Source organism: Kitasatospora sp. NPDC048407 (genome assembly GCF_043200475.1).
GTDB lineage: Bacteria > Actinomycetota > Actinomycetes > Streptomycetales > Streptomycetaceae > Kitasatospora.
The window spans coordinates 18,290-42,400 of the sequence record NZ_JBICXW010000033.1 but is presented as its reverse complement, the minus strand read 5'-3'; the positions used below and the strand labels follow the sequence as shown (position 1 = coordinate 42,400).

General features: G+C 72.6%; 23 protein-coding genes and 2 pseudogenes. 15 read left to right on the top strand and 10 right to left on the bottom strand.

The features are described 5' to 3' along the window. Positions 1–2 precede the first annotated feature (2 nt). Positions 3–998, top strand: a complete 996-nt coding sequence (locus ACGFWJ_RS34275; protein WP_392956502.1) for an ATP-binding cassette domain-containing protein — start codon at positions 3–5, stop codon at positions 996–998. A gap of 32 nt (positions 999–1,030) precedes the next feature. Then, on the top strand, positions 1,031–1,792 hold the full coding sequence (locus ACGFWJ_RS34270; RefSeq protein ID WP_392956538.1) for an ABC transporter permease: 762 nt from the start codon (positions 1,031–1,033) through the stop codon (positions 1,790–1,792). Positions 1,793–1,836: 44 nt separating this feature from the next. Here ACGFWJ_RS34270 and ACGFWJ_RS34265 read toward each other — a convergent pair whose 3' ends face one another. After that, positions 1,837–3,495 carry an alkaline phosphatase D family protein gene (locus ACGFWJ_RS34265; protein ID WP_392956500.1) on the bottom strand — a complete coding sequence of 553 codons (1,659 nt, stop codon included), beginning with the start codon at positions 3,493–3,495 and terminating at the stop codon, positions 1,837–1,839. A 151-nt stretch (positions 3,496–3,646) separates the two neighbouring features. Further along, positions 3,647–4,540 carry a helix-turn-helix domain-containing protein gene (locus tag ACGFWJ_RS34260; protein ID WP_392956498.1) on the bottom strand — a complete coding sequence of 298 codons (894 nt, stop codon included), beginning with the start codon at positions 4,538–4,540 and terminating at the stop codon, positions 3,647–3,649. 203 nt (positions 4,541–4,743) lie between these two features. Here ACGFWJ_RS34260 and ACGFWJ_RS34255 point away from each other — a divergent pair, with 203 nt between their 5' ends. The 5 genes and pseudogenes from ACGFWJ_RS34255 (at position 4,744) to ACGFWJ_RS34235 (ending at position 9,437) form a co-directional block, all read left to right on the top strand. Continuing rightward, entirely contained in the window at positions 4,744–5,196 is a 453-nt protein-coding gene (locus ACGFWJ_RS34255; protein WP_392956496.1) for a hypothetical protein, read from the top strand. Between the two features lie 164 nt (positions 5,197–5,360). Beyond that, positions 5,361–6,869, top strand: a pseudogene (locus tag ACGFWJ_RS34250) (S9 family peptidase); the annotation flags it as partial. Between the two features lie 121 nt (positions 6,870–6,990). Then, positions 6,991–7,344, top strand: a complete 354-nt coding sequence (locus ACGFWJ_RS34245) for an alpha/beta hydrolase family protein (protein WP_392956536.1) — start codon at positions 6,991–6,993, stop codon at positions 7,342–7,344. A gap of 132 nt (positions 7,345–7,476) precedes the next feature. After that, positions 7,477–8,853, top strand: coding sequence for an ATP-grasp domain-containing protein (locus tag ACGFWJ_RS34240; RefSeq protein WP_392956494.1), 1,377 nt, complete (start codon positions 7,477–7,479; stop codon positions 8,851–8,853). Then, positions 8,847–9,437, top strand: a complete 591-nt coding sequence (locus ACGFWJ_RS34235) for a GNAT family N-acetyltransferase (RefSeq protein ID WP_392956492.1) — start codon at positions 8,847–8,849, stop codon at positions 9,435–9,437. Before ACGFWJ_RS34240 ends, ACGFWJ_RS34235 begins: the two co-directional genes overlap by 7 nt. On the opposite strand, the gene ACGFWJ_RS34230 is transcribed toward ACGFWJ_RS34235, so the two are convergent. Beyond that, complete coding sequence (locus ACGFWJ_RS34230) at positions 9,421–10,893, bottom strand: PLP-dependent aminotransferase family protein (protein WP_392956490.1); 1,473 nt, start codon at positions 10,891–10,893, stop codon at positions 9,421–9,423. The genes ACGFWJ_RS34235 and ACGFWJ_RS34230 overlap by 17 nt on opposite strands. An 80-nt stretch (positions 10,894–10,973) precedes the next feature. On the opposite strand from ACGFWJ_RS34230, the gene ACGFWJ_RS34225 reads away from it, so the two are divergent. Next, positions 10,974–11,693: a GNAT family N-acetyltransferase gene (locus ACGFWJ_RS34225; RefSeq protein WP_392956488.1), complete on the top strand. Its 720-nt coding sequence runs from the start codon at positions 10,974–10,976 to the stop codon at positions 11,691–11,693. A 13-nt stretch (positions 11,694–11,706) separates the two neighbouring features. Here the strand turns inward: ACGFWJ_RS34225 and ACGFWJ_RS34220 are convergent, their stop codons facing one another. The 4 genes from ACGFWJ_RS34220 to ACGFWJ_RS34205 all read right to left on the bottom strand — a co-directional run bounded on the left by ACGFWJ_RS34220 (position 11,707) and on the right by ACGFWJ_RS34205 (position 16,681). Continuing rightward, entirely contained in the window at positions 11,707–14,262 is a 2,556-nt protein-coding gene (locus tag ACGFWJ_RS34220) for a DUF3376 domain-containing protein (protein WP_392956486.1), read from the bottom strand. 80 nt (positions 14,263–14,342) lie between these two features. Next, positions 14,343–15,227: an aminoglycoside phosphotransferase family protein gene (locus ACGFWJ_RS34215; protein ID WP_392956484.1), complete on the bottom strand. Its 885-nt coding sequence runs from the start codon at positions 15,225–15,227 to the stop codon at positions 14,343–14,345. Positions 15,228–15,258: 31 nt separating this feature from the next. Next, positions 15,259–15,900, bottom strand: coding sequence for an HNH endonuclease family protein (locus ACGFWJ_RS34210; protein WP_387864811.1), 642 nt, complete (start codon positions 15,898–15,900; stop codon positions 15,259–15,261). 271 nt (positions 15,901–16,171) lie between these two features. Continuing rightward, positions 16,172–16,681: an Lrp/AsnC family transcriptional regulator gene (locus tag ACGFWJ_RS34205; RefSeq protein WP_392956482.1), complete on the bottom strand. Its 510-nt coding sequence runs from the start codon at positions 16,679–16,681 to the stop codon at positions 16,172–16,174. A gap of 105 nt (positions 16,682–16,786) precedes the next feature. On the opposite strand from ACGFWJ_RS34205, the gene ACGFWJ_RS34200 reads away from it, so the two are divergent. Beyond that, positions 16,787–18,091 carry an APC family permease gene (locus ACGFWJ_RS34200; protein ID WP_392956481.1) on the top strand — a complete coding sequence of 435 codons (1,305 nt, stop codon included), beginning with the start codon at positions 16,787–16,789 and terminating at the stop codon, positions 18,089–18,091. 60 nt (positions 18,092–18,151) lie between these two features. Here ACGFWJ_RS34200 and ACGFWJ_RS34195 read toward each other — a convergent pair whose 3' ends face one another. Next, positions 18,152–18,736 carry a TetR/AcrR family transcriptional regulator gene (locus ACGFWJ_RS34195; protein WP_392956480.1) on the bottom strand — a complete coding sequence of 195 codons (585 nt, stop codon included), beginning with the start codon at positions 18,734–18,736 and terminating at the stop codon, positions 18,152–18,154. Positions 18,737–18,789: 53 nt separating this feature from the next. On the opposite strand from ACGFWJ_RS34195, the gene ACGFWJ_RS34190 reads away from it, so the two are divergent. The 4 genes and pseudogenes from ACGFWJ_RS34190 to ACGFWJ_RS34175 form a co-directional block, all read left to right on the top strand. Continuing rightward, complete coding sequence (locus tag ACGFWJ_RS34190; RefSeq protein WP_392956478.1) at positions 18,790–19,524, top strand: DUF998 domain-containing protein; 735 nt, start codon at positions 18,790–18,792, stop codon at positions 19,522–19,524. Beyond that, positions 19,521–20,297, top strand: coding sequence for an SDR family NAD(P)-dependent oxidoreductase (locus tag ACGFWJ_RS34185; protein WP_392956476.1), 777 nt, complete (start codon positions 19,521–19,523; stop codon positions 20,295–20,297). Before ACGFWJ_RS34190 ends, ACGFWJ_RS34185 begins: the two co-directional genes overlap by 4 nt. Positions 20,298–20,498: 201 nt before the next feature. Further along, a complete protein-coding gene (locus ACGFWJ_RS34180; RefSeq protein ID WP_392956474.1) occupies positions 20,499–21,362 on the top strand; it encodes an alpha/beta fold hydrolase in 864 nt (287 codons plus the stop codon). Between the two features lie 253 nt (positions 21,363–21,615). After that, a pseudogene (locus ACGFWJ_RS34175) lies at positions 21,616–21,675 on the top strand (hypothetical protein); the annotation flags it as partial. A 56-nt stretch (positions 21,676–21,731) separates the two neighbouring features. Here the strand turns inward: ACGFWJ_RS34175 and ACGFWJ_RS34170 are convergent. Further along, entirely contained in the window at positions 21,732–21,959 is a 228-nt protein-coding gene (locus ACGFWJ_RS34170) for a hypothetical protein (RefSeq protein WP_392956472.1), read from the bottom strand. A gap of 199 nt (positions 21,960–22,158) precedes the next feature. On the opposite strand from ACGFWJ_RS34170, the gene ACGFWJ_RS34165 reads away from it, so the two are divergent. After that, positions 22,159–23,079 carry an aldo/keto reductase gene (locus ACGFWJ_RS34165; protein WP_392956471.1) on the top strand — a complete coding sequence of 307 codons (921 nt, stop codon included), beginning with the start codon at positions 22,159–22,161 and terminating at the stop codon, positions 23,077–23,079. Positions 23,080–23,411: 332 nt separating this feature from the next. Here the strand turns inward: ACGFWJ_RS34165 and ACGFWJ_RS34160 are convergent, their stop codons facing one another. Continuing rightward, positions 23,412–23,615, bottom strand: a complete 204-nt coding sequence (locus ACGFWJ_RS34160) for a hypothetical protein (RefSeq protein WP_392956469.1) — start codon at positions 23,613–23,615, stop codon at positions 23,412–23,414. A 66-nt stretch (positions 23,616–23,681) separates the two neighbouring features. Between ACGFWJ_RS34160 and ACGFWJ_RS34155 the strand changes: the two genes are divergently transcribed. Further along, positions 23,682–24,068, top strand: a complete 387-nt coding sequence (locus ACGFWJ_RS34155) for a hypothetical protein (protein ID WP_387641715.1) — start codon at positions 23,682–23,684, stop codon at positions 24,066–24,068. Positions 24,069–24,111 lie beyond the last annotated feature (43 nt).

Here is a 24,111-nt window from a genome sequence, read left to right as displayed (position 1 = left end):
ACATGCCCACGTTAGCCATGCCCGCGTCCAGGAAGGCGCCGCACGGCCCCGCCGTCACCGCGATCGGCCTGCGCAAGTCGTACGGGGACAAGACCGTCCTCGACGGCATCGACCTCACCATCCCCGCCGGCACGGTGTTCGCCCTGCTCGGGCCGAACGGCGCCGGCAAGACCACCACGGTGGAGATCCTCTCCACGCTGGTCGGCGCCGACGGCGGCCAGGCGCAGATCGCCGGCCACGACCTGGCCACCGACCCGGACGGGGTGCGCTCGGCGATCGGCGTCACGGGACAGTTCGCCGCCCTGGACGACCTGCTCACCGCCGAGGAGAACCTCCTCCTGATGGCCGACCTGCTGCGTCTCCCCCGGGCTCAAGGGCGGGCCCGGGCAAGGGAGTTGCTCCGGCTCTTCGACATCGCGGAGGCGGCCGGCAAGCGCGCCGCGACCTTCTCCGGCGGGATGCGCCGCCGGCTCGACCTGGCCATGACGCTGGTCGGCGACCCACAGGTGATCTTCCTGGACGAGCCCAGCACCGGCCTCGACCCGCGCAGCCGCCGCACCATGTGGGAGACCGTGCGCGGCCTCGTCGCCCGCGGCACCACCGTCTTCCTGACCACCCAGTACCTGGAGGAGGCCGACCAACTCGCCGACCGGATCGCCGTCCTGGACGGCGGCCGGATCGTCGCCGAGGGCAGCCCCGACGAGCTGAAGGCGCGCATCCCCGGCAGCCACGTCCGCCTGCGCCTCGCCGACCCGGCCGGCTACGCCCGCGCCTGCGCCGCGTTCCCGGACGCGAGCCGTGACGAGGAGAACCTCGCCCTGCGCATCCCCGGCGACGCCGGCCTGGACGCCCTGCGCGGCGTGATCGACCGGCTGGACGCGGCCGGTGTGCCCGCCGCCGACTTCTCCGTGCACACCCCGGACCTGGACGACGTCTTCCTCGCCCTGACCGGCACCGCCACAACACCCGTCTTCGCCACCGAGGAGACCCCGCGTTGAGCAGCACCCTCGCCCTGGCCGCGCACGACTCGATGACCATGCTGCGCCGCAACCTCAAGCACGCAGCCCGCTACCCGGCGCTCTCGTTCAGCTCGGCGATGACGCCGATCCTGATGCTGCTGCTGTTCGTCTACGCCTTCGGCGACTCGATGGGCGCCGGTCTCGGCAGCGGACTGGCCGGCGGGCGCGACGCCTACCTCGCCTACCTGACGCCCGGCATCGTGGTGATGGGTCTGGCGGCGGGCTCGATGACCACCTCGGTCGCGATCTGCTCCGACATGACGGGCGGCATCATCAACCGCTTCCGCACCATGAACATCACCCGGTCCTCGTTCATGACCGGCCATGTGATCGGCAGCGTGATCCAGACCATGCTCAGCGTGCTGCTGGTGGTCGCGGTGGCGCTGGGGCTCGGCTACCGGTCGCACGCGGGCGTGCTGGCGTGGCTGGCGGCGCTCGGGCTGATCGTGGCGATCGCGGTGGCCGTGACGTGGCTGTCGGTGGCACTCGGGCTGATCTCGAAGACCGTGGAGTCGGCCAGCAACAAGCCGATGATGATCCAGTTCCTGCCGTTCCTGGGCTCGGCGTTCGTGCCGGCCGGCTCGATGGCGCCCGGGCTGCGCCTGTTCGCCGAGTACCAGCCGTTCACCCCGATGACGGAGGCGCTGCGCGGGCTGCTGTCCGGGACGGCGGTCGGCTCCAGCGGCTGGGTGTCGCTGGCGTGGTGCGCGGGCATCGGCGCGGTCGGCTACGCCTGGTCGCGTGCGCTGTTCAACCGCAGCACCACCCGCTGAGCAGCCAGCGGCCTGACGCTCCGTCAGGCCGCTTGCTGTATGCGTCAGTTGACCGGCGCGTACACCCGCTCGATCTGCTGGGTGCCGCTCCGGGTGCGGTAGGAGCGGCTCCACTTGGTGGTGGCGTCGGGCTTGGTGCGGTCGGAGAGCACGTAGTAGTCCATCTGCGCCCGCTCGGCGGTGATGTCGAGGACGCCGTAGCCGTGCGAGTCCAGGTCGGTCCACTTGATGTGGCCGTTGGCGGACTGGATCGCGGCGGAGGCCACCAGGGACAGCGTGTGCGGGGCGACCTTGAGGATGTCGTCGATGTTGTCGGAGCTGACCGAGGTGACCACGAACTCGGTGGCGGCGCTGCCGGAGGCCGGGTAGGTGGCGGCCTCGAAGGGCACGTCGCAGGCCCAGGCGGAGTGGATGTCGCCGGTGAGGAACACCGTGTTGGTGATGTGCCGGTCCTTCAGGTGGCCGAGCAGCTCGCGCCGGTCGTGGGTGTAGCCGTCCCACTGGTCGGTGTTGACGGCCAGCCCCTCGCCGGGCAGGCCGAGCAACTGGGCGAGCGGGCGCAGCAGGTAGTCCGGCAGCGCCAGGAACGCGACGGGCGAGATCATCACCTCGTTGCCGACCAGCCGCCAGGTGGTGTCGGAGGCGGCCAATCCGGCTTTCAGCCAGTCGAGTTGGGCCCGGCCGGTGATGGTCCGGTCGGCGGAGTCGACGTCGCCGCTGCCGACGCCGGCCTGCTGCGAGCGGAACGAGCGGAGGTCGAGCAGGTGCAGGTCGGCGAGTTTGCCGTAACGCAGCCGCCGGTAGGTGGTGCCGGCGATGGACGGGCGGACCGGCATCCACTCGAAGTACGCCTGCTTCGCGGCAGTCACCCGGGCGCTCCAGTCGCCCTCGGTGCCGGGGGTGTGGTTCTCGGCGCCGCCGGACCAGGCGTCGTTGGCGAACTCGTGGTCGTCCCAGATCGCGACGGTGGGGACGGCGGCGTGCAGCGCCTGGAGGTCCGGATCGGTCTTGTAACGGCCGTGCCGGGTGCGGTAGTCGGCGAGCGTGGTGATCTCGTTCGCGGGGGCGTGCGGGCGCACCACGGTGCCACGGGTGCCGTAGGCGCCGGACGCGTACTCGTAGATGTAGTCGCCGAGGAACAGGAACACGTCGAGGTCGCCGCGGGCGGCCAGGTGGCGGTAGGCGGAGAAGTAGCCGGCCTCCCAGTTGGCGCAGGACGCGACGCCCAGGCGGAGCCGGTCCACGGCGGCGTCGGCGGCGGGTGCGGTGCGGGTGCGGCCGGTGGGCGAGACGGCGTCGCCGGCCAGGAAGCGGTACCAGTAGGCGGTGTCGGGGCGCAGGCCGCGGACGTCGGCCTTGACGGTGTGGTCGGTGGCGGCGGTGGTGGTGACGGCGCCTTGGGCGACGACGGCGGTGAAGGCGCGGTCGGTGGCGAGCTGCCACTGGACGGCGGTGTCGGGCCCGAGTCCTGAGCCGGGCACGGCGGTGGCGCCGGGGGTGACCCGGGTCCACAGCAGGATGCCGTCGGGCAGCGGGTCGCCGGAGGCGATGCCGTGCAGGAACTGTGCCCCGCCGGCGGCGACTGCGCTGCCGGCGGAGGCGGCGAGGGGCAGGGCGAGAGCCCCGGCGGTGAGGGCGGCCGCCTGGATGACCTGGCGGCGCGCGGGGCGGGCGGTGGGCGCGGTGGCGGTGGGTTCGGTCACACCACCTGAGATTTACCGACGGGTAATGCCTTGTCCAGAGCCCGAGTTGACTATTCCTCAAGGCTTCACCACGATATCGCCAAGACGATCAGGTCGCCCACGAACCCTCCGGGGGGCCGCGCGCAAGGGGCTGACGCCCTGCCGGCGGCGGTCAGGTGGTCCCGGCCGTCACCATCCTGATCTGGCCGTCCGGATACTCGACATACCCGCGCGCGACCACCGGCTGATTCATGCCGAACACCATCGGCGTCCAGAACGGCGGCGTCTTGCCCTCCAGCGACTGGCAGTCGGCCGGGAAGCACATCTTGTCGGTCTGGCTGACGATCTCGGTCCGGCCCCGCCAGCCGGCCGGAAGGTGCAGGGCCGACCAGTTGGTGCCGCACCTCGGGGAGTACCAGTTCACCACCTTGCCGATCACCTGACCCTCGTACTCGATGTCCGTGACGTGCCCCTGCTGCACGCCCTCGCCCCAGCACGGCGTCGCGTTGGGGTCCTTGTGCCGGCATCCGTAGCCCGGCGCTCCCCCGCCGCAGTCCTCGGACGGGATCGGGTCGCTGCCCGGCGGGAAGTTGCCCGCGAGCGCCGCGTGCCCCTTGGAGCCGTCGGACCGGGCCGGCACGAGCAGCAGGGTCACGGTCGCGGTGAGCGCGGAGGAGAGCAGCACGGCGAGCAGCAGCGCCCACCATCGCGTGCGCACCACCACGACCGGCTCGGGCTCCGGCACGCGCACGGGCTGCGGGTCGATCGTCGGCGCCTCGGGCTCCGGCCCTTGCCCTGCGGGGAAGGACTGCTCCTCGGCCGCGTCCCACCACCCCCGCCAGCGGTCGATGTCCTTGCGCCCGCACGCCTGGACGAACGCCGCGACGACGTCCCAGGACGGCAGGCGTCTTCCGTTCTCCGCCAGCGAGAGCGTGCTGTGCGAGTACCCGGAGATCGCGGCGAGTTGACGGAGCGTCAGCCCGGACTCCCGCCGCACTTCGCGCAACCGTTCGGCGAACCTCGCGGCAGCGCCGTTCCCCTCCAGTGGAGCCTGTCTGCGTGCCATCCGTTCCCCCTGGGGGTCTTGGCCTGCCAACGCTGTTTGATTGTTCAGCGTTGTTCGGCGGCGTCAAGCCCCACACGGGCGCGGTGGAGGGCCTGTTCGGTCCTGGTGAACCCGCGCTTCAACCCTCTGGCCTGCGCGGTCGGCTGCTGCTGCACTCCTCCCATCGGACGCGGCGAACGCCGCGACGGACCCGAGGAGTTGACATGCGAGTGAGGAAAGCGGCGGCCGCGCTGGCGGCGACGGTCGCCCTGGTGGCCGGCGGCATCATCGGCGGGACGGGACAGGCGCAGGCGGCGACCGCGCCGTGCGGCGGGATCGGGGAGCCGATCGACGGCCAGCCCGGACTCACCTGGAACGGCTGCGTCTACGCGACCGACGGCCTGTACTTCCGCTGGCACACCGCCGGCGGCACGGTCAGCTGGAACGACCCGCTGACGACCGCCCTGCCCTACCGCACCAAGGTCTGGATCTACTGCACGCTGCCGGGCCCGGCGGTGACCGGCAACTACGGTCCCACCACGGTCTGGGACGCGGTGGGTTACTACCAGCGGCCGGGCGGGCCGGTGGAGTGGTTCGCGTCGTACGACCACGCGGTCACCACCGACGCCTGGATCTACACCGGGACCAGCCAGCCCGTCGGAACCACCTGCAACTAGGAGCTGTCCGGCCTCGCGCGAGTTCAACTGTCGCTTCTGGACGGAGAGTTGATTCCGCATACAGGTCACTTCCCTGCCGTCGGTCCGAGTCCGCTCCGGGCCACGGACCGGCGGCGGGGCATCCGGGCGAATTTCGACTGACGCGGGCCCGGCGGTGCGGCAGGATGTCCGACTGCCGTCCTGACGAGCGAAAGGCAGCCCGCATGCCGCACCCCGCACCCCGGCCGACACCCGAACCGTCCGAACTCCTCACCGCCGAACTGGTGGTGGACATCGCCGCCGCCGTGGCACCGGCCGTCTCGCCGGACGGCCGTCTGGTCGCCCACGCGGTGGTCGCGAGCGACGGAAGCGGGTCCATCCGGGTCGCCGCCGCCGACGGCAGCACTCCCCCGCGCCGGCTGACCGACGGCACGGCCCGTGACCGCGCCCCGAAGTGGGCGCCGGACTCGGCCACGCTGTTCTTCACCTCCGACCGCGAGGAGCAGGGCACCGCCCAACTCCACCGAATCCGCCTGGACGGCAACCAGGACGCGGCCGAGGCCCTGACCACCTGGCGCGGCGGCGTCACCGGCCACCACCCGCTCCTCGACGGCCGCACCGTCGCCGTGCTCGCCGCGGACGAGCCCACCGCCGAGGACGAACGCCGGAAGGCCGAGCGCGACGACGCCAAGGTCTGGGGCCGGCACCTTCCCCCCACCCGGCTGCGCCTGCTCGACCTGGAGACCGGCGGGCTTCGCACCGTGGACGGCCTCGGCGACCGGCATGTGGTCGAGCTGGCGCAGCGTCCGGACGGCGGCCCGCTGGCGGTGCTGAGCTGGTCCACCGCCGAGCTCGACCCCGGCGTCATGACGGCTCAACTGCACGTGGTGGACCCGGAATCGGCCGGCGTCCACGAGCTGGGCCCGGTCGGGAGCGAGGCGCAGTCCCCGGCCTGGTGGCAGCACGACGGCGTCTGGCATCTGGCCCACCTGGCCACCGCCCCTCCGCACCTGGTCGGCGGGCTCGCCGTGCTCGACACCGTCCCGCCGGCGGCCGGCCGGGCCGTCGAGCACCGCAACCTCACCGCCGGTATGACCGTCTGCCCGACCGAACTGGTGCAGGTCGCGGACGGGCCGCCGCTCGCGCTGTTCGCCGACGGGCTGGACACCGCGCTGTACCGGCTCCATCCGGAGTCCCTGCGGTTCCACCGCTTGTCCGGTGCCCCCGGCCTGCTCGCCGGGCTCACCGCGAGCCGCTCGGGGGAGACCGTGGCCCTGTTGGCGAGCACGGCGTACGAGCCCAAGAACGTCCACGCCGGGCCAACTGGCGGACCACTGCTGCGACTCGGCGACACCGCGCCGGAACTGCGCGGGATCCGCTGGGGAGTTCAGGAGCGCCTCGGCTACCGGGCTTCCGACGGACTCCAGTTGGACGGCCTGCTGATCCTGCCGGCCGGCCGGACCCGGGACGACGGACCGTTCCCGCTCGTCACCCTGGTCCACGGCGGCCCGTACTTCCGTCACGCGGACGAGTTCACCCTCAACGCGGTCGACTGCGGCCAGTGGCTGGCGACCGCCGGGTACGCGGTCTTCCTGCCCAACCCCCGCGGTGGTTCGGGGCGCGGCCACGAGTTCGCCGCCACGGTCGCGGGCGCGGTCGGCGGCGACGAATGGACCGACATTCTCGGCGGAATCGACCTGCTGGTGACCGAGGGCGTCGCCGACCCCGGGCGGCTGGGAATCTCCGGATGGAGCCCACGGGGGCTTCATCGCGGCCTGGGCGGCGGGCCGTTCGGACAGGTTCAAGGCCGCCGTCATGGGTGCGGGCATCAGCGACTGGGGCATGCAGGCCGGGACGGGCGACTGGGCGAGCGTCGACGCGGCGCTCGGCGGCAGCACCGGCTGGGACGGCCCGGGGCCACACGTCCACGACCGCAACAGCCCCATCTCGTACGCCTCCCGGATCCGCACCCCGATCCTGATCCTGCACGGCGAGGAGGACACCAACGTCCCGCTGAGCCAGGCCATCCACTTCCACCGCGCCCTCCGCCACTTCGGCGTCGAGCACGAGTTCGTCGTCTACCCCCGCGAGGGCCACGGCCTCACCGAACGCGCCCACCAGCTGGACGCCCTCCGCCGCATCCGCGCCTGGTTCGCCCGCTGGCTGTAGACCCGCCCCAGCGGGCCGTCAACTCCGCGCTCCCCCTCGTACGGGTGAGGTCGGGGGCGGCACGCGCCCCGCACCAGCGGGTCTGCGGCGGGGCGGCGCTGGGGGCTCGCGGGGGCTCCCATAATTCACCTGGTGATCACATCCTGTGACGAAGCGATCGACCGGCTACGGGAAGTCCCCGGGCTCTCGGTCTGCCCCCGCCCCCTGCTCGCGCTTCCGCTGCTGCGCACCGGCTGCCTGTCCGCCGTGCTCAGTGTCGAGTCCCCGGACGCGGGCTGGGAGGGCGAGTTCGACGCCGAGTTCCACGCGCTGGAGGCGACCACCGGGCGGCGGGACCACACCGCGATGGGCGTCGGGATCCACGAGTTACTGCGTGCGCTCGCACGGAGCGGTGAACGGCCGCGGCTGGGCCGGGAGTTGGCGCTGCTGCCGTACCAGGCGTTCCAGCCGCACTGGCGCAGCGCACTCGCGGAGCTCGGCACCCGGCTGGTGGAGCCGACGCAGTCGGTCTCGCTGGCGGGCCTGCAGGACAAGACCGCGCAGCGGGCGTGGCTCCGCTCGGTGGGGGTGAACACGCCGCCGGACGCGGTGGTCGGCACCCTCGACCACCGGGAGCTGCGCCGCCGCTTCGGCGGCACCTACGTCGTTCAGGCACCGCGCGGCTCCGGCGGAAAGGGAACGTACCTGGTCACCGGCGAGGCGGACCTGCTCGGCATCAACAGCGGCGCCGGGCCCTGGCTGGTGAGCGGATACGTCGAGGGCGCCCCGGTCAACGTCCACGGCCTGGTCTCGGTGGACGGCACGGTTCAAATCCTGCGCCCGTCCGTCCAGTTGACCCGGGTCGAGGGGGTCGGCGCGGCCTTCGGCGCCTACTCGGGCTGCGACTTCGCGGCGCCCGCCCTGCTGCCGTCCCGCGCCCTCGACCGGGCCGTCGAGCAGACCCGGCAGGTCGGCACGGCGCTCGCGGGTCTCGGCTACCGGGGACTGTTCGGCGCCGACTTCGTGCTGGACGGACCGGACGACGCACTGCTGCTGGAGGTCAACTCCCGTATGCAGGGCTCGACCTGGCTGCTGAGCGAGATCGAACTCGCCCAGCACACGCTGCCCGCCGCGCTGCGCCACGCCCTGGAGCGCTACGGCCACGCCACCGGCGGCGAACCCTCGCTGGACCCGGCGGACGGCTGCCAGCTGGTGGTCCGGCACACCGGCGGCCCGGTGCGGGTGGCGGCCGCGCCGACCGGTGGGCTGCACCGGCTCAAGGACGGGCAACTGCAGCGCTGCGGCGACGGGTTCGGTCTGCTGGAGTGCGGCCCCGACGACTGCGTGCTGCTCCAACTCCCGGCCGCCGGTACGGTGTTGTACACCGATGTGCCGATCGCCCGGCTGGTCACCCGCTACCCGCTGACCGGCCCCGACGGGTCCGGCCTCACCGCGCAAGGGCGGCAACTGGTCGAGGCCCTGCACGCGGGTTTCGTCCTCGAACCGGCCCGGGCCGGCGCACCGTGCTGACCGCACCCTTCCCGCTGTACGTCCGCGCGGCACTCGCGTCCGACCTGGAGCGGCTGGCCGCCCTGCGCGGCGCCGCCGCCGACTGGATCGCCCGCGTGCACGGCTCCCGCCAGTGGTCGGACCCGTACGACGCCCGGCGCGGCCTGGCCCGGATCGGCCGGGGCGCGACGGTGGTGGCGATGCCGGAGCCCGACGGCGAGGTGCTCGCCGCGCTCACCATCCGGCCGTCCGCCAGCTCCGGACTCTGGACGGAGGAGGAACGGGCCTGCCCCGCAGGCTACTTGAGCGGATTCGTGATCGATCGCCGGTACGCCGGGCGCAGCGTCGGCACCCGGCTGACCGACTGGACGAGGTGGCGCGCGGCCCGCGCGGGCGCGCTGGTGCTGCGGGCGAACGTGTGGAGCGACAACACGTCCCTGCACGCCTACTACCGCGCCCGCGGCTGGCAGTTGGTGCGCACCGTCGCCGGCAGCCGCAGCGGGAGCCTGTTCGAGCTGCCGCTGCGGCCGCCGCCGCCACCGCCGCCGCAGGTCCACGAGCTGGGCGAGCTGCCACTACTGGCGGAGATCACGACAACTCCCTGACCAGCTTGGCGAGTTGGCGAAGCTTGGGCGCGAACGCCGACTCGGGCGTGTTGCCGTACCCGAGGACGAGCCCGTTGTGGCCGGCGCCGGGGAGCAGGGAGTGCTGGGACAGCGGCCGGGGTGCCATCCCGTGCCGGCGGGCGGCCCGGGCCAGGGGCTGGTCGGGGGCGGTCGGCGGCAGTCGCACCGTCAGGTGCATGCCGCTGTCGCCGCCGGTCACCGTGTGCGGCACGTCGAAGTGTTCGGCCAGTGCCGGTCGCAGTGCGTCGCGGCGACGGCGGTAGAGGCGGCGCATCCGGGCGAGGTGCCGGCTGTACTGGCCGCTCTCCATGAAGTGGGCGAGCGCGAGCTGTTCGTGGCGGTGTCCGCCGCGCAGCAGCTCGTCCGCCACCGGCGCGGCCGGCCCGACCAGCGGTTCGGGCAGCACCAGAAAGCCCAGCCGCAAGGACGGGAACATGGTCTTGCTGAACGTGCCGACGTAGAACACGGGCGCGCCGGGCGTCAGCCCCTGCATGCAGGCGAGGGGTTCGCCGCTGTGCCGGAACTCGCCGTCGTAGTCGTCCTCGACGATCCAGGCGCCGTGCAGCAGGCACTTCTCGATCAGGTCGAGGCGCCTGGACGCGGTGAGGACGGCGCCTGTCGGGTACTGGTGCGCGGGGCTGGTGCACACCAGGCGGGGCGGGCGGTCCGCCCAGTCGGAGGCGGTGGTCCGCAGGCCCTCGCCGTCGACGGGGACGGGCACGACTGTCAGGTCTCCGCAGGTCAGCGCGGTCTGCGCGCCCCGGTAGCCCGGGTCCTCGACCCAGGCGGTGTCCCCGGGGTCGGTGACCAGCCGGACGCACAGGGCGAGTGCCTCCTGCGCGCCTTCGGTGATGACGATCTGTTCGGGGGTGCAGCGCATGCCGCGGGCGAGCGCGAGGTGGTGCAGGACGGCCGTCCGCAGCGCGAGTTCGCCTCGCGGCGGGCCGTAACTCAGCAGCTCCGTCCCCCCGTGCCGGAGCACCCGGTCGAGCGAACGCCGCCAGGCGGCCAGCGGGAACCGGGCCAGCGCGGGCACCCCCGGCGCGAAGGCGGGCGCGGCCTCGCCGCCCGGGCCCGACCTGCGGATCCGCCCGGCCCGCCGGGCCAGCCCGGCCGGGGCGGGGCGCGGGTGGCCGGCCGGCTCCGGGCGGGCCAGCGCGGCGACCCGGGTGCCCTGCCGGCTTGGCTCGATGTAGCCCTCCGTGCTCAGCACCTCGTACACCAGCGTGACGGTGTTGCGCGACACCCCGAGGCTCTCGGCCAGCGCCCGCGACCCCGGCAGCCGGCTGCCCGCCGGGAGCCGGCCGTCGAGGACGGCGGCCCGGAGGCGGTGCAGCAGTTGCTTCTGCAGGGAGTCCCCAGCCCTCTCCCGGGACAGCGGTTCCTGAAGCAGAAAATCGAACTGCGGCCCTCGGCCCTCCTCGCGTGGCTCCATGGAACGACCCTAGCGTGGACCTTTTCGAGGATCCACGCACTGCCTAGCCTGGCAGGACCGCCACACCCCAGGAGAACCGCATGCCCGCACGCCTCAACGCCCACGGCCAGCCCATCGGCAGCCCGCTGCCCGACTGGACGCCGCGCCCAGGGCCCGCCCGGGTCACCCTCGACGGCCGCTTCTGCCGCCTGGAGCCCCTGGACGCGGACCGCCACGCCGACGACCTGCACGCCGCCTTCGCCCTCGCGGCGGACGGCCGGGACTGGACGTACATGACGGTCGGCCCCTTCAACGACCTTGCCGCCTACCGGTCCTGGGTGACGACGGCGGCCCGGGCGGACGACCCGCTGCACTACGCGGTCGTCGACGGGCGCAGCGGAAAGGCGGTGGGCACGCTCGCGCTGATGCGGCAGGACCCGTCCAACGGCGTCGTCGAGGTCGGCAGCGTGTCGTTCTCTCCGCAGCTGAAGCAGACTCCGGTGTCCACGGAGGCTCAGTTCCTGCTGATGTCCTACGCCTTCGACGAACTCGGCTACCGGCGCTACGAGTGGAAGTGCGACAGCCTCAACGAGCCCTCGCGGAGGGCGGCCCAACGGCTCGGCTTCACCTTCGAGGGGGTCTTCCGCCAGGCCGTGGTCTACAAGGGCCGCAACCGCGACACCGCCTGGTTCTCGATCCTCGACGCCGAGTGGCCGCAGGTCGGCAAGGCGCTGCGGGAGTGGCTCTCGCCCGACAACTTCGACCCGGCGGGCCGCCAGCGGCGGTCGCTGTCCGAGGTCCGCGCGTCCGCGGCCGGTTAGGCCTGTCTTCGGGTCAGCCGACCGCAAGCCCGATCGCAATGCCGATGCCGACCAGGATCAGCACGCCCGCGAAGAGGGTCACCCTCAGCGCCCACTTCACCACACGCGGAATGGTGCGCGGGTCCTTCTTCTTGAGCGCGTTCCGGGCCCTGAACCGGACGTACCAGGTCACCCAGCGGAGCCACCGCTTGTCGGCCTTCTGCAGGGCCCTCGAATCGGTGGCGACAAGGGGGCGGGTGAAGGCGAGCACCCTGTTCCAGAGCGGGCCGGCGGACTTCGTTACCGCGTCTGCTTCGTCCTTGTCGGTGTTGCCCAGCAGCGTGATCGCCGAACAGATGACGGCCCGCAGGCCGGCCTTGCCCTGGTCGGTCCCGAGGATCCGCCCCAGCAGCTCCCTGTCCCTCGTGGTCCGGAGCTCCTCGAGGTTCTGCTCCAGCTGGTCCTTGGCGGAGACCTGGGCCGCGTGGTCCTGAGCCTCCGCCTCTTGGCCCTGGGGCGCCGCTTCTTGTTTTCGCTCCTGGGTCTCCGCTTCGGTCTCCGCTTCGAGGATGGCCAGGTGGAGCCTCTCCTCCCAGGCCAGGCGTTCCTCGCGGGACGGGACGAGCAGGAAGAGCAGGTGGTGGGCGGCGTCGAGCCGGCCCCAGATGAAGTCGGAGCGGCGCCATTCGCGGTTGATGAAGGCGCCGAAGTGCTGGAAGCGGATGCCGTAGAGCTTCCGGTCGCCGAGATCGGCGAACCGGTCGACGTTGAACACCGGACTCATGCTGTCCGGCCCGAGCCGCAGGAATTCGAACGCCGGCGTGAGCGGCCCGGCGGCCTTGGACGGGGGTGCGTACATCCTGGTGACCACTTCGACCGCCAGGCAGTCGTGCACGACGTCCTCGGGACCTTCCCAGTGGCCGAGGCCGGCCTGCCGGGTCACCTCGGCGAAACGGCCGCACGCCTGCGAGACGAGTCCGCCGATCGTGGCCGGGACGTCCAGATCGTCGAAGACACGGCCGAGGAGCTCGCCCAGTTCCTGGTTCGACAGCTCCACCCCCGGCCGGTAGTGGTCCCGGATCCGGTTTCTGACGGCCTTGGTGACGGCGAGCGCGCGGCGCTGCTGCCGGCTGATGTCGGTCGCGCCGGCAAGCAGTACGCGCTGTTCGCCGGGATCCGCGCGCAGGTCCATGGAGCCGAGGTACTGCTGGAGGTAACCGCCGAGGGTCTCGAAGAGTCGTTCGGCGGTGATGATTCCCCAGGGCCAATTGGACATGTCGGGAGTGTTGATGTCCTGGCTCGGCCACCGCGGGCTCCAGTTGGGGTTCTCCCCGAGGATCCGGCCGAGCTCCTCGGAGTCCGCCTCCGGCACGGTGACGAGCGAGGTCACCGTGCCCAGCTCGGCGAGCCGGTGACGGGTCTCCCAGAGCACCGCGCTGGCCCGGCACAGCCGGTACTCACCGAGCATCGTCTCGGCCGCTTCCCGCACGTAGTCGCGGAGGTCCCTGTTCCTGCTCATCCGGTGGAACAGATTCAGCTGCGTGCCGCGAACGCTCGTCCCGAGCCGGGTCGACAGCTCCTGCGTCCCGGACCGGAAATCCGCCTCCCGCGGGTACTGCAGCGCGTTGAAGGCCGAGGTGACGAACGAGACGTCACCGCAGGGCGACTGTCCCGCCGTGTTCACCGCCTCCAGGCCGACCGAAGGCGTCACGTAGACCACCACCCGGCGCACCACCCGCTCGTCCACTTGACGCTCGGTGATCGCCTCGAGAACCGGGCCGAACGGGGCGTTGTTGAGTACACCGCCGTCGATCACGCAGCTCGCCGGAGCCTCGGCGATGGGAGCGGGAAGCTCGCGGAAGTGGGACATCGGCCGCTCGTCGACCGGTGGGAAGGCCACCGGATAGCCGGCGCTCGCCCGCGCCGCCTGAACCAGCGCGTCGTTGTTCGCCGAACAGAAGTCGTCACGGCTGTCGAGATCGAAGCCCATCGTGCCGTCGTCCGTCGTCCGGAAGACCACCGCGTGCTTGTCGTTCCGGAACCGGTACACGCGCCGGTGGTCACGGACGTCGAACCGGCTGCCGAAGCCGTCCTTGAACTCACGCGCCCGGCCGTCCAGCGAGGTGGCCGTCATGAAGAGGGTGATCGGCTGCTCGGGCGTCTCGCCCTCGGGCATGTCCTCCAGCTGCGCTCTGATCTCCTTCTCGAAGAAGGTGCCGTTGAGCAGGCTCTGCCGGGAGGGCGATTTCACCAGCTCCGGCAGCGAGGCGGCCGCCTTCCACACCTTGCGCAGCGAGCCCAGGTCCGAACCACGGCCGATCGCGGTGGCCAGCAGGAGCCCGTTGAGGCCGCCGGCCGAGGTGCCCGAGACGATGTCGATCACCACCCGGGCATTCGCCCCCGCCGCGCCGGTGATCTGCCGCCAGATCTCCGCCACTTCTTGATCGGCCGGGGAGACCGATTCATCGGGTGCGTCGGCGGAGGCGCGGCGCAGCAGGTCGAGCTCGTGCGTGACGCCGCCCATCCAAACCGCGAGGCTGACGCCGCCGTTCATCACCAGGGCCAGCCTGACCTCTTGCTTCACCGCCATGTCTCGCACCGTAGGTCGGCGGCCTCCGGACCGCTCCCGCAGTACCGGCCGGTTGATCCACCCGGTCCACTGCGCGAGCCCTAGCCGGAGGCCAGCACCTCGCGGAGGGTGCGCTCGCCGACGCCGCGCATCAGCGGGTTGTCCGCCGAGTGGGAGAGGAACACCAGCGCCAGCGCGAGCGCCCACCCGCGGGCCCGCTCCCAGGTGGCGTCGTCGGCCCGGCCGTACGCCTGTCGGAAACCGTCTCGCGGTTCCTCGGTGAACAGCATCCACGCCACCGACAGGTCGGTCGCGGGATCGCCGCCGGTGAGGTCGCCGAAGTCGATCACGGCGCTGATCCGGCCCTGGTGGACCAGGATGTTGGCCGGGTGCAGGTCCCCGTGCAGCCACAGCGGCGGCCCGTCCCACACGGGCACGGCCGCGCCGGCCTCCCAGATCGCCAACGCGGCGGCGCGGTCGGCCGGTTCGAGGTGCGCCAGCCCGGCCCGGACGCCCTCGGCGCGCCCGGCCAGCGGGATCCCGCGGAACGCGTTGACGGGTGCCTCCGTTGGCGCCGGGGTGTGCAGCGCGGCGAGAAAACCGCCGAGCGCGGTCGCGGCCTCCCAAGGGGCATCGAACTCCGCCGGCGCCGCGATCCGCCCGGGCAGGAACGGCACCACACTCCAGGACCACGGGTACTCGTCCGTCGGCCGTCCGACCCGCACCGGCGCGGGCACGGGCAGCGGCAGCCGTCCGGCCAACTCCGGCAGCCGGCGCTGCTCGTGCGCGACCAGCCCGGCCGCCGCCGCGCGCCGCGGCAGCCGAACGAGGAGGTCCTCGCCGAGCCGGCACACCAGGTTGTCCCACCCGTTGGCCAGCACCTCGACCGGCAGCCCCGCCAGGTCGGGGTGCTGCGCGTCGAGCAGTCGGCGCACCAGCTCGACGGAGACGGAGAGCTCGGCGGCGGGCATGCGGTGAGCTGTCACACCGGAAACCCTACGGCGGCGGCTCGAGCTGTCAGCAGCCCGCCAGGACGTTGGTCAGGGCCGTCTTCTCGGCGGTGTCGACGGACAGGCCGTAGTAGTACTTCACCTGCACCCAGGCGCGGACATAGGTGCAGCGGTAGGAGGTGACGGGCGGCAGCCACTCGGCCGGGTCCTTGTCGCCCTTGGAACGGTTGGTGCTGGCGCTGACGGCGACGAGCTGGGGGCGGGTGACGTCGTTGGCGAAGGCCTGGCGCTGGGCGGTGGTCCAGGCGGAGGCGCCGGAGTCCCAGGCCTCGGCGAGCGGGACGACGTGGTCGATGTCCAGGCCGGAGGCCGAGGTTATGGTGACGCCGTCGTACGGGGAGACCCAGGTGCCGGAGGTGGCGGCGCAGCTCGCGTCGGTGACCACGTTGGAGCCGTCGCGCTTGAGGACCGTCTCGCGGGTGTTGCAGGTGCCGGAGATGGTGATCCAGGTGGGGAAGAGGTCGCGGCTGTAGCCGGTGCGGTCCTCGGCCTTGACGGTGAGTTGGGCCAGGTAGCCGCGGGCGGTGGCGGCGGAGACCGGGGTGGGCAGCGCGGCTTGGGCGGTGCCGGCGTTGACCGTGAGGACACCGGTGGCAAGGGCCGCGGTGGCGGCGAGGGTGGCGAAGCGGCTGAGGAAACGATTCGTCACGGCGGGGAGCTCCTGAACTCGGCGGGGTGTGGTGCCGAGTCAGCGTGGCAGCCCGCGGTCTATGCGGGTAGATGCTCCGTCGTGAAGATTGCATTACCGTCTGATGGCCATATCGGCGGCTGATGTGAAGGTTCATCATCAACGGCCGGACGCACCCCTGCCGGGCCAACCCGTCGCACCCCTGCCGGGCCAACCCGCCGCACCCCTGCCGGGCCAACTCACCGCCCGCGCACGGCCGGACCGGTTCACCGCCCGCGCACGGCCCGACCGCTCACCGCCCGCGCGCGGCCGGCCGGCGGTCGAGCGGCCAGCGGTCGAGCGGGAGCGGGCCCCGGGAGCGGATGGTGCGGATCGCGAAGGTGGAGCGGGCGTCCCGGATCGGACCGATCGCCAGGATCTCGTCCAGCAGCACCAGTTCGTAGGTGGCCAGGTCCGGCACGGCGATCTCCACCAGGAAGTCCGCCTCCCCGGAGACCACATGGCACGCCACCACGGCCGGAATCTCGGTCAGCGCCTGCTCGATCTGCCGCGAGGTCTCCCGCGAGTGCTGATCGACCCGCAGCGAGACGAACACCGTCAGCCCCAACCCGACGCGCTCCCGGTCGAGTTCGGCCCGGTACCCGGCGATCACCCCGTCCGCCTCCAGCGCCTTCGTGCGGCGCAGCGCGGAGGACGGGGAGAGCCGGACGGCCTCGGCGAGATCGACGTTGGCGGTGCGGCCGTGGCGCTGGAGGTGCTCCAGGATGGCACGGTCGATGCGGTCGTACTGCTGGCTCGGCATGCCGTGCACCCTAATCGTCTTCACGCGGCAGATCCTGCCGTTTCGAGCACTCCGCACGGCGAAATTCGCCAGCGCGTGCCGCGCGAGCGGGGCCACAATCGCCGCATGCCCGAGAAGACCACCGAAAGCCGTCACTCCCACCTGTCCACCGCCGCCGCGTCCGCGCTGTACATCGGGGCCCTGCTGGGCCCGAGCCTGCTGCTCCTCCCGGGGCTGGCCGCCCGCGCCGCCGGCCCCGCCTCACTCCTCGTCTGGCTGGCCCTGCTGGTGCTGTCCGGGTTGATAGCCGTCGTGTTCTGCGCCCTCGGCACGCAGGTCGGTTCGACCGGCGGCGTCGCCGGGTACACCGCCGCCGGCCTCGGCGAACGAGCGGGCCGGGCGGCCGCCTGGTGCTTCCTCGCCGGCGTGGTGGCGGGCGCGCCGGTGGTCTCCCTGATCGGCGGCAGCTACGCGGCGGCGGCGCTCGGCATGGGCGAGTCGGCGGCGGTACCGGCGGCGCTCGTACTGCTCGGACTGGTGCTGGCGGTCCGACTGGTCGGGGTGCGCACCGGCGCGAAGCTCCAACTGGTGCTGGTGGCCGCCCTGGTGGCCCTGGTGCTCTTCGCCATGCTCGGCTCCGCACCGCACGCCCGGGCCGCCAACTGGACGCCGTTCCTGCCGCACGGCTGGGCGGGCGTGGCCCGCGCCGCACCGCCGCTGATGTTCGCCTTCGTCGGCTGGGAGGCCGCCGCCTCGCTCACCACCCGCCTGCGCGACCCGCGCCGACAGCTCCGCCTGGTGGTACTGATCGCCTTCGTGGTGACGTCCCTGCTCTGCCTCGGCCTGGGCGCGGCCACCGTCGCGGTGCTCGGCCCGGACGCGGGCGGCGCCGTCCCGCTCGCCGACCTGATGCGCGCCGCGATCGGCGACAGCGGCCGAATCCTTGCCGTCGGCGCGGCACTTGTCCTCACCCTCGCCGCCACCAACACCTACCTGACCGGCGCCGCCGAACTCACCGACGCCCTCCTCCCGCCCACTCCCACCCCCAGCCGCCGCGGCTCCTACGCCGTGGTCGCGACCACCGCCCTGACCGGCGGCCCGCTGATCGCCCTGGTCGGCTCGGGCGTCCTGTCGACCGACCAACTGGTGGCCGTACCGACCGCGCTCTTCCTCTCCGTCTACCTGACCTGCACGGCCTCCGCGATCCGAATCCTCAACGGACTCCCCCGACTTGCCGCCATGGTCTGCTGCCCCGCCGTCCTCGCCCTGGTCCTCGGCACCGGCTGGCCGGTCCTCGCCGTCGCCGCGGTCGCCCTCCTGGCAGCAACCCTCCCGGGGCGCGGTTCGATCTCCGCCGCGCAGGACGCCCACCGGAACGAGCCCGAACTCACGGAAGGGAACGTGGTCCTGGCGTCGCACAACAGCCACTGAACCAACGGGGAACGGCCACGCACACACCGCGCGGCCGTCCCACCCTCGCCGCGCCGCACCTTACGTGGCCCAGGAGCGGAGCAGGGTGAGGATCTGGCGCAGGGCACGGGTGAGATGCAGGGTGGATCCGGTGGCCTTGTCGATGACCGCGCCGCCCTGGAGTGCGGCCAGCACGGTGGAGGCGAGGTCGGTGACGGGCGCGTCGTCGCGTAGGAGGCCGTGTGCCTGCATCGTGGTGAGCTGGTCGGCCAGTTGGGTGGTCCACTGATCGTACATGCGGCCGACCAGATGGCGGGTGGTTTGGTCGGTGTCGAGTGCCCGGCCGGCCAGGGCCGCGACCTCGCAGGCGTCCGCGTTCTTCTGCTGCGCGTGCAGGCGCAGGATCTGCTCGATCCAGGACTCCCAGTCCTGCCAGGTGGAGAGGGCGGCAGGTGCCTCCTGCTGGGCGAGGCGCGCGAGGTGGCGTTCGGCGGCGGCGCGGCGCAGTTCCTCCTTGCCGTCGGGGAAGTAATGGAAGAGCTGCCCCTTGCTGGTGGCGGTCAGGCTCATGACCTCGTCGAGGTTGATGTCGTTACCGGTGACCAGCAGATCGGTGGCGGCTTCGAGGATGCGGGCCTTGGTCGCCTCGCCCTTGCGTGTGGCCATGGCGCGATCCTAGCTTTCTGGACTTGAGAGTCCAAATACTGCGTGCCAGCCTAATGGACGTGAAAGTCCAGAAAACACCCGCCTTACGCGGTGCGGGCGTGCTGCTCGTGCTCGCCGCCCTGCAGTACGTGCTGCTGGAGTACCTCGCCGCCGCCGCGTGGCGTGACCCTCCGTACAGCTATGCCGTCGGCTTCATCAGCGATCTCGGTAACCCGGTCGCCGGGGAGGTGTTCGACGGCCGGGTCGTCGACTCGCCGCTGCACCTGCTGATGGACATCGCGTTCGTCGCCCAGGGCGTGCTGTTCATCGCAGCCGCCGTTCTGCTGCGCACCGCTGTAGCGGGGCGCCTGAAGAGCGTGCTGCTCGCTCTTGCGATCGTCCACGGCGTGGGGGTGATCCTCGTCGGCTTCTTCCACGAGTCGTCAGCGGCCCTGCACAACGGGGTGATCGTGGTCCACAGCCTCGGAGCCGCCGCCGCGGTCCTGGCCGGCAACGCGATCCCGATCGTGATCGGCGTCCGTGGCGAGCGCCTGGGCATCCCGCGGCGCCCGCGCGTGGCAGCCGCAGCGCTCGGGGTGCTCGGGCTGGCCTCGTTCGCGCTGCTGCAGGCCGACCGCCCGCTCTACCACGCCGCCGGCGGCGTACCCGAACGGATCTCGGTGTACGCGATCCTGACGTTCGAGCTGATCCTCGGAGCAGCCATGCTCGCCCGCCCATCCCTCCACAACACCCTTGCGCCTGCCGCCGACCACGCCATCGCCACTCCCACCGAAAGGCTCAGCTCATGACCACCATCCCCGGTCTGCGTACGAACCTGGCCGGCCGCCGTGCCCTGGTGACCGGCTCCACGTCCGGCATCGGCCGGTCGATCGCTACGGCCCTCGCCCGCGAAGGGGCCACCGTCGTGGTCACCGGCCGCCACCAGGAGGGCGGCGCCGCGGTCGTCCACACGATCCGCACGGCGGGCGGCGCGGGCCACTTCGTGCGCGCCGACCTCGCCGAGGGCGGCCGAGCCGCCACGCGTCTGGCCCAGGAGGCGGCCACCGCGGCCGGCGGACCGATCGACCTGCTGGTCAACAACGCCGCCCTGCTCATCCCCGCGCAGTCGCTCACCGACGTGGACGAGCAACTGGCCGACCTGGCACTAGCGGTGAACGTCAAGGCCCCGGTCCTGCTGACGGCCGCACTCGCCCCGGCCATGGCCCAGGCCGGCGGCGGCGCAGTGGTCAACGTCGGGTCCATCAGCGGCGCGGTCGGCGCCGCCGTCTCCGCCCTGTACGGCGCGACCAAGGCGGCCCTGCACTCGCTCACAGCTTCCTGGGCCGCGGAACTGGCCCCGCAGGGCATCCGGGTCAACGCGGTGCTCCCCGGACCCACGATGACCGACGAGAACGCCGCCTCCCACGACATGCTGCACAAGTACACGGCCACCACCCCCGCGGGCCGGCCGGGCACCGCCGCCGACATCGCCGACGCCGTCGTCTTCCTGGCCGGCGACCGGGCCTCGCACATCCACGGCGTGACCCTGCCAGTCGACGGCGGATACCTCGCCACCCGATAGCACCGCACCCGCTCAGCGGGGCGAAGCGGCGAGGCACCGGCCCCTGCTCCTGCCCGACGGCCCCGCCGCGCGCCCCGTCGGCCCAGTGGCCGACGGGCACGACGAACATGGCCCTCCGCCCGTCGTGGGCCCCGGTCCTCGCATGACCGCACATCGCACGACCCATGTCGCACAGGCACCTCGATGAGGAGAGAACCAGAAGTGATCCGCCACGCACGCACCGCCGGCCTGGTCGCCGCAGTCACTGTCGCCCTGCTCTCGACGATCGCGTTCACCCCGAACGCCAAGGCCGGCCCGGCCCCGGCCGGTACCGCGTACGCCCAGGCCGCCGCCGACCGGCACGGCGTCAAGCCCACCATCGTGCTGGTGCACGGCGCCTGGGCAGACGCCGCGGGCTGGACCCCGGTGGTCGAGCGGCTGGAGAAGGCGGGCTTTCCGGTCATGGCGCCCCCGAACCCGCTGCGCGGACTCGACTCGGACGCCCAGTACATCTCCGCCGTCCTGCACCAGATCAGCGGTCCGGTCGTCCTGGTCGGCCACTCTTACGGCGGCGCAGTCATCACCAACGCCGCCGAAGGCAACCCCAACGTCAAGGCCCTCGTCTACATCGCCGCCTTCGCACCAGCCCAGGGCGATTCGCTGGCCAGCCTCAACGGCTCGGCGCCGGGCCGGAGCATCCCAGCCGTCCCGGCCATCCCGACGAGCTACCCGCAGCCCGGCGGCAGCACGGGCACGGAGCTGACCATCAACCCGGCCAAGTACCCCGCCGTCTTCCTCAACAACCAACTCCCGCCCGCCCAGGAGCAGGCCCTCGCCGCCGAGCAGAGGCCGCTGAGCCTGGACGCGGCCACCGAACCCTCCGGCACCCCGGCCTGGCAGACCATCCCGTCCTGGTACATGGTGGCAAAGAACGACCGCGCCATCGCACCCGACCTCGAACGCTTCATGGCAACCCGAGCCGGCGCGCACACCATCGAGGTGAACGGCCCCCATCTGATCATGCTCACCAACCCCGGCGCGGTCACCACCCTCGTCGAACAAGCCGCTCGGGCCACCACCCACTGACCCATCCCCACCAGCGGGACGACCGGCGCGGGAAGGCAGCCCCCGCGCACGCGGCCGGCACCGTCAACGTCTCGCTGACCGCCAAGGGCCGCACCGTCCCCGCCGGGACCTACACCTACCAGCGGCCCGCACCCGTCGTCACCGCCGTCACCCCCGTACAGGGCCCGGCCGCCGGCGGCACCACCGTGACCCCACCGGCACCGACTTCACCGGCGCCACCGCCGTCACCTTCGGCACCACGCCCGCCGCCTCCTTCACGGTCGACAGCGACACCCGGATCACCGCCACCGCCCCGGCCACGACCACTGCGGGCCCGGTCGGTCTCACCGCCACCACCCCGTCGGGCACCAGCACCGCTGCCGCGTACACCTACACCAAGGACACCACGAAGCTGACCGCCGACCCGGTCCTGCTCTCCATCGCCCCCGGACAGCTGAGCATCAACCTCAACCTGTCCGCCACGCTCACCGACACCACCACCGGCCGGCCCGTCCCCGGCGCCGCCGTCACCTTCAAGGTCGGCACCACCACCGTGTGCACCGCCACCACCAACGCGGCCGGCATCGCCACCTGCGCCGGCCCCTGACCGGTCCTCACCGTCCTGCTCAATCTCGGCTGCGGCTCTCCGAATCCCCACCCGGCCCGCCTTCCCGGCTGCTAGAATTCCGAACGTCAACTGAGCCTTCTCGGCGCGGATTCCGATCCGCCGGGGAGGCTTTTTTCATGCCCGGAGCCGGCCCACGCCGCCCCGGCCGCCGCGTTCACCCCTTCCAAACCGCCAAGGGAGACCCCTGCCATGAACCCACGACCGACCACCGCACCCGCTATCTCCACCACCTCAAGCACCTGGCAACTCGGCGACCGAACCGTCAACCGCCTCGGTTTCGGCGCGATGCGTCTGACCGGCACCGCGCCGTTCCACCACGGCGTGCCGCGCGAGCGTGAGCGGTCGATCGGTGTGCTCCGGCGGGCGGTCGAGCTGGGGGTGAATCACATCGACACCGCCGCGTTCTACTTCTCGGCGACGCGCTCCGCCAACGAGTTGATCAACCGGGCTCTGGCGCCCTACCCGGACGAGTTGGTCATCAGCACAAAGGTGTGGCCGGGCCGCGACCCGTCCGGCGGGTGGTGGTGGGCCTCCCCGGAGCAGCTGCGCGGCCAGGTCGAGGAGAACCTGCGTCAACTCGGCCGCGACCACCTGGATGTGGTGAACCTGCGGGTGCCGCCGAGCCGCCGGACCGGTTCGATCGGCGAGCACTTCGGCGCCCTGGCCGAGCTGCGCGACGCCGGGCTGGTGCGTCACCTCGGTGTCTCCCACGTCAACGCCGAGCAACTGGCCGAGGCGCGGGCCATCGCGCCGGTGGTCTGTGTGCAGAACCCGTTCGGGATCGGCGCGCCCGACGAGGATCGGGCACTGCTGCGGCTCTGCGGCCAACTCGGCATCGCCTTCGTGCCGTTCTTCACGATCGCCGGTGCGAGGCAGGAGTCGGGCCCGGCCGACGAGGAGCACGAGGAGGTACGCGCCGTCGCCCGCGCGCACGGCGTGTCCGCCGCCCAGGTCCGGCTCGCCTGGACCTTGCAGCAGGGGCCGCACGTGCTGGCGATCCCCGGAACCGGCGACCCGGACCACCTCACGGAGAACATGGCGTCCGGCGCCCTGCGACTCTCGACCGAAGAGCTCGAGATCCTAAACTCCGTTCGTCCAGAGTCGAACTGACGGACCGTCATCGCTCGGGCATTCCGCCCGGAACGGTGAGTGGTTCACCGCCCCGTGGGGTTTGGGCGGGGTCGGGCAGTGCCAGGGTCTCGACAGCCGGAGGATCTGGCCATGGACCCTGCCCCGGGCACATTCCCACCGCCCGCCCCGCCGCTCCCCTACCTGCCGTGGCCACCACCACACCCATATCCGCACCCGCCCACCTGGCACTGCCCGACCCCGAGCCCAAGCCCCACGCCCAGCCCCACACCCTCACCGACACCAACGCCGACGCCAACACCAACCCCCACGGAGACGACGGCCGCCCCGGCACCGCACGCGCCGACGCCCCGTCAGTCCCCGCACGTCAAACCGAAGCCGGCCTCGCACGCACCGGCCCCGGCCCCGGCCGCCGTCGACGCGCCCCCGCCCGCCGCCGTCCAGCCGCGTCCGACCCTCACGCCGTCGACCACGGTCGCCGCGCCACCGGCGGCGGTCGCGCCGGCCGCCCCGGCGGCGATCGAGCCGTCGGTGTGGGCGACCGTGCTGATGCTCACCGTCCTGCTGCCGGCGGCGCTCGCCGCGTTGGCCGGGCAGCATCTCGCGTTCTCCAGGAGGAACCGATGAATCCCTCTCCGCTGCTCGGCGCGCTGGCCGCGATGACGCTGGCCGTCGGCTCCCTCGTGATCGCGCACCGACTCCGCCCGCGGACGCCGGAGGGCGAGACGCCTCCGGACCCGCACCCGGCGCTGGGCGCGATCGGCTCCGGACTGCTCTCCGGGTTCACCCTGCTGACGGGGTTCCTGATCGCCACCGGGTGGGCTGCTCACAGCACCGGCATCGTCCCGCCGGACGGTCTGTACCTGGCGGACCTGGCGGCGGGCGGCGCGGTGCTGCTGTACCCGTCGCTGGCGGGTCTGCCGTTCACACCCCGGTACGTGACGGCGGTGTGCCTGTTCGGCCTGCTGGTCGGCTACGTGATGGTGACGGCCGTCCAACTCCGGCCCTGAGCAGGGGAATCCCGCCCCGCCGGGCCCACGCGGCGGGAGGGCC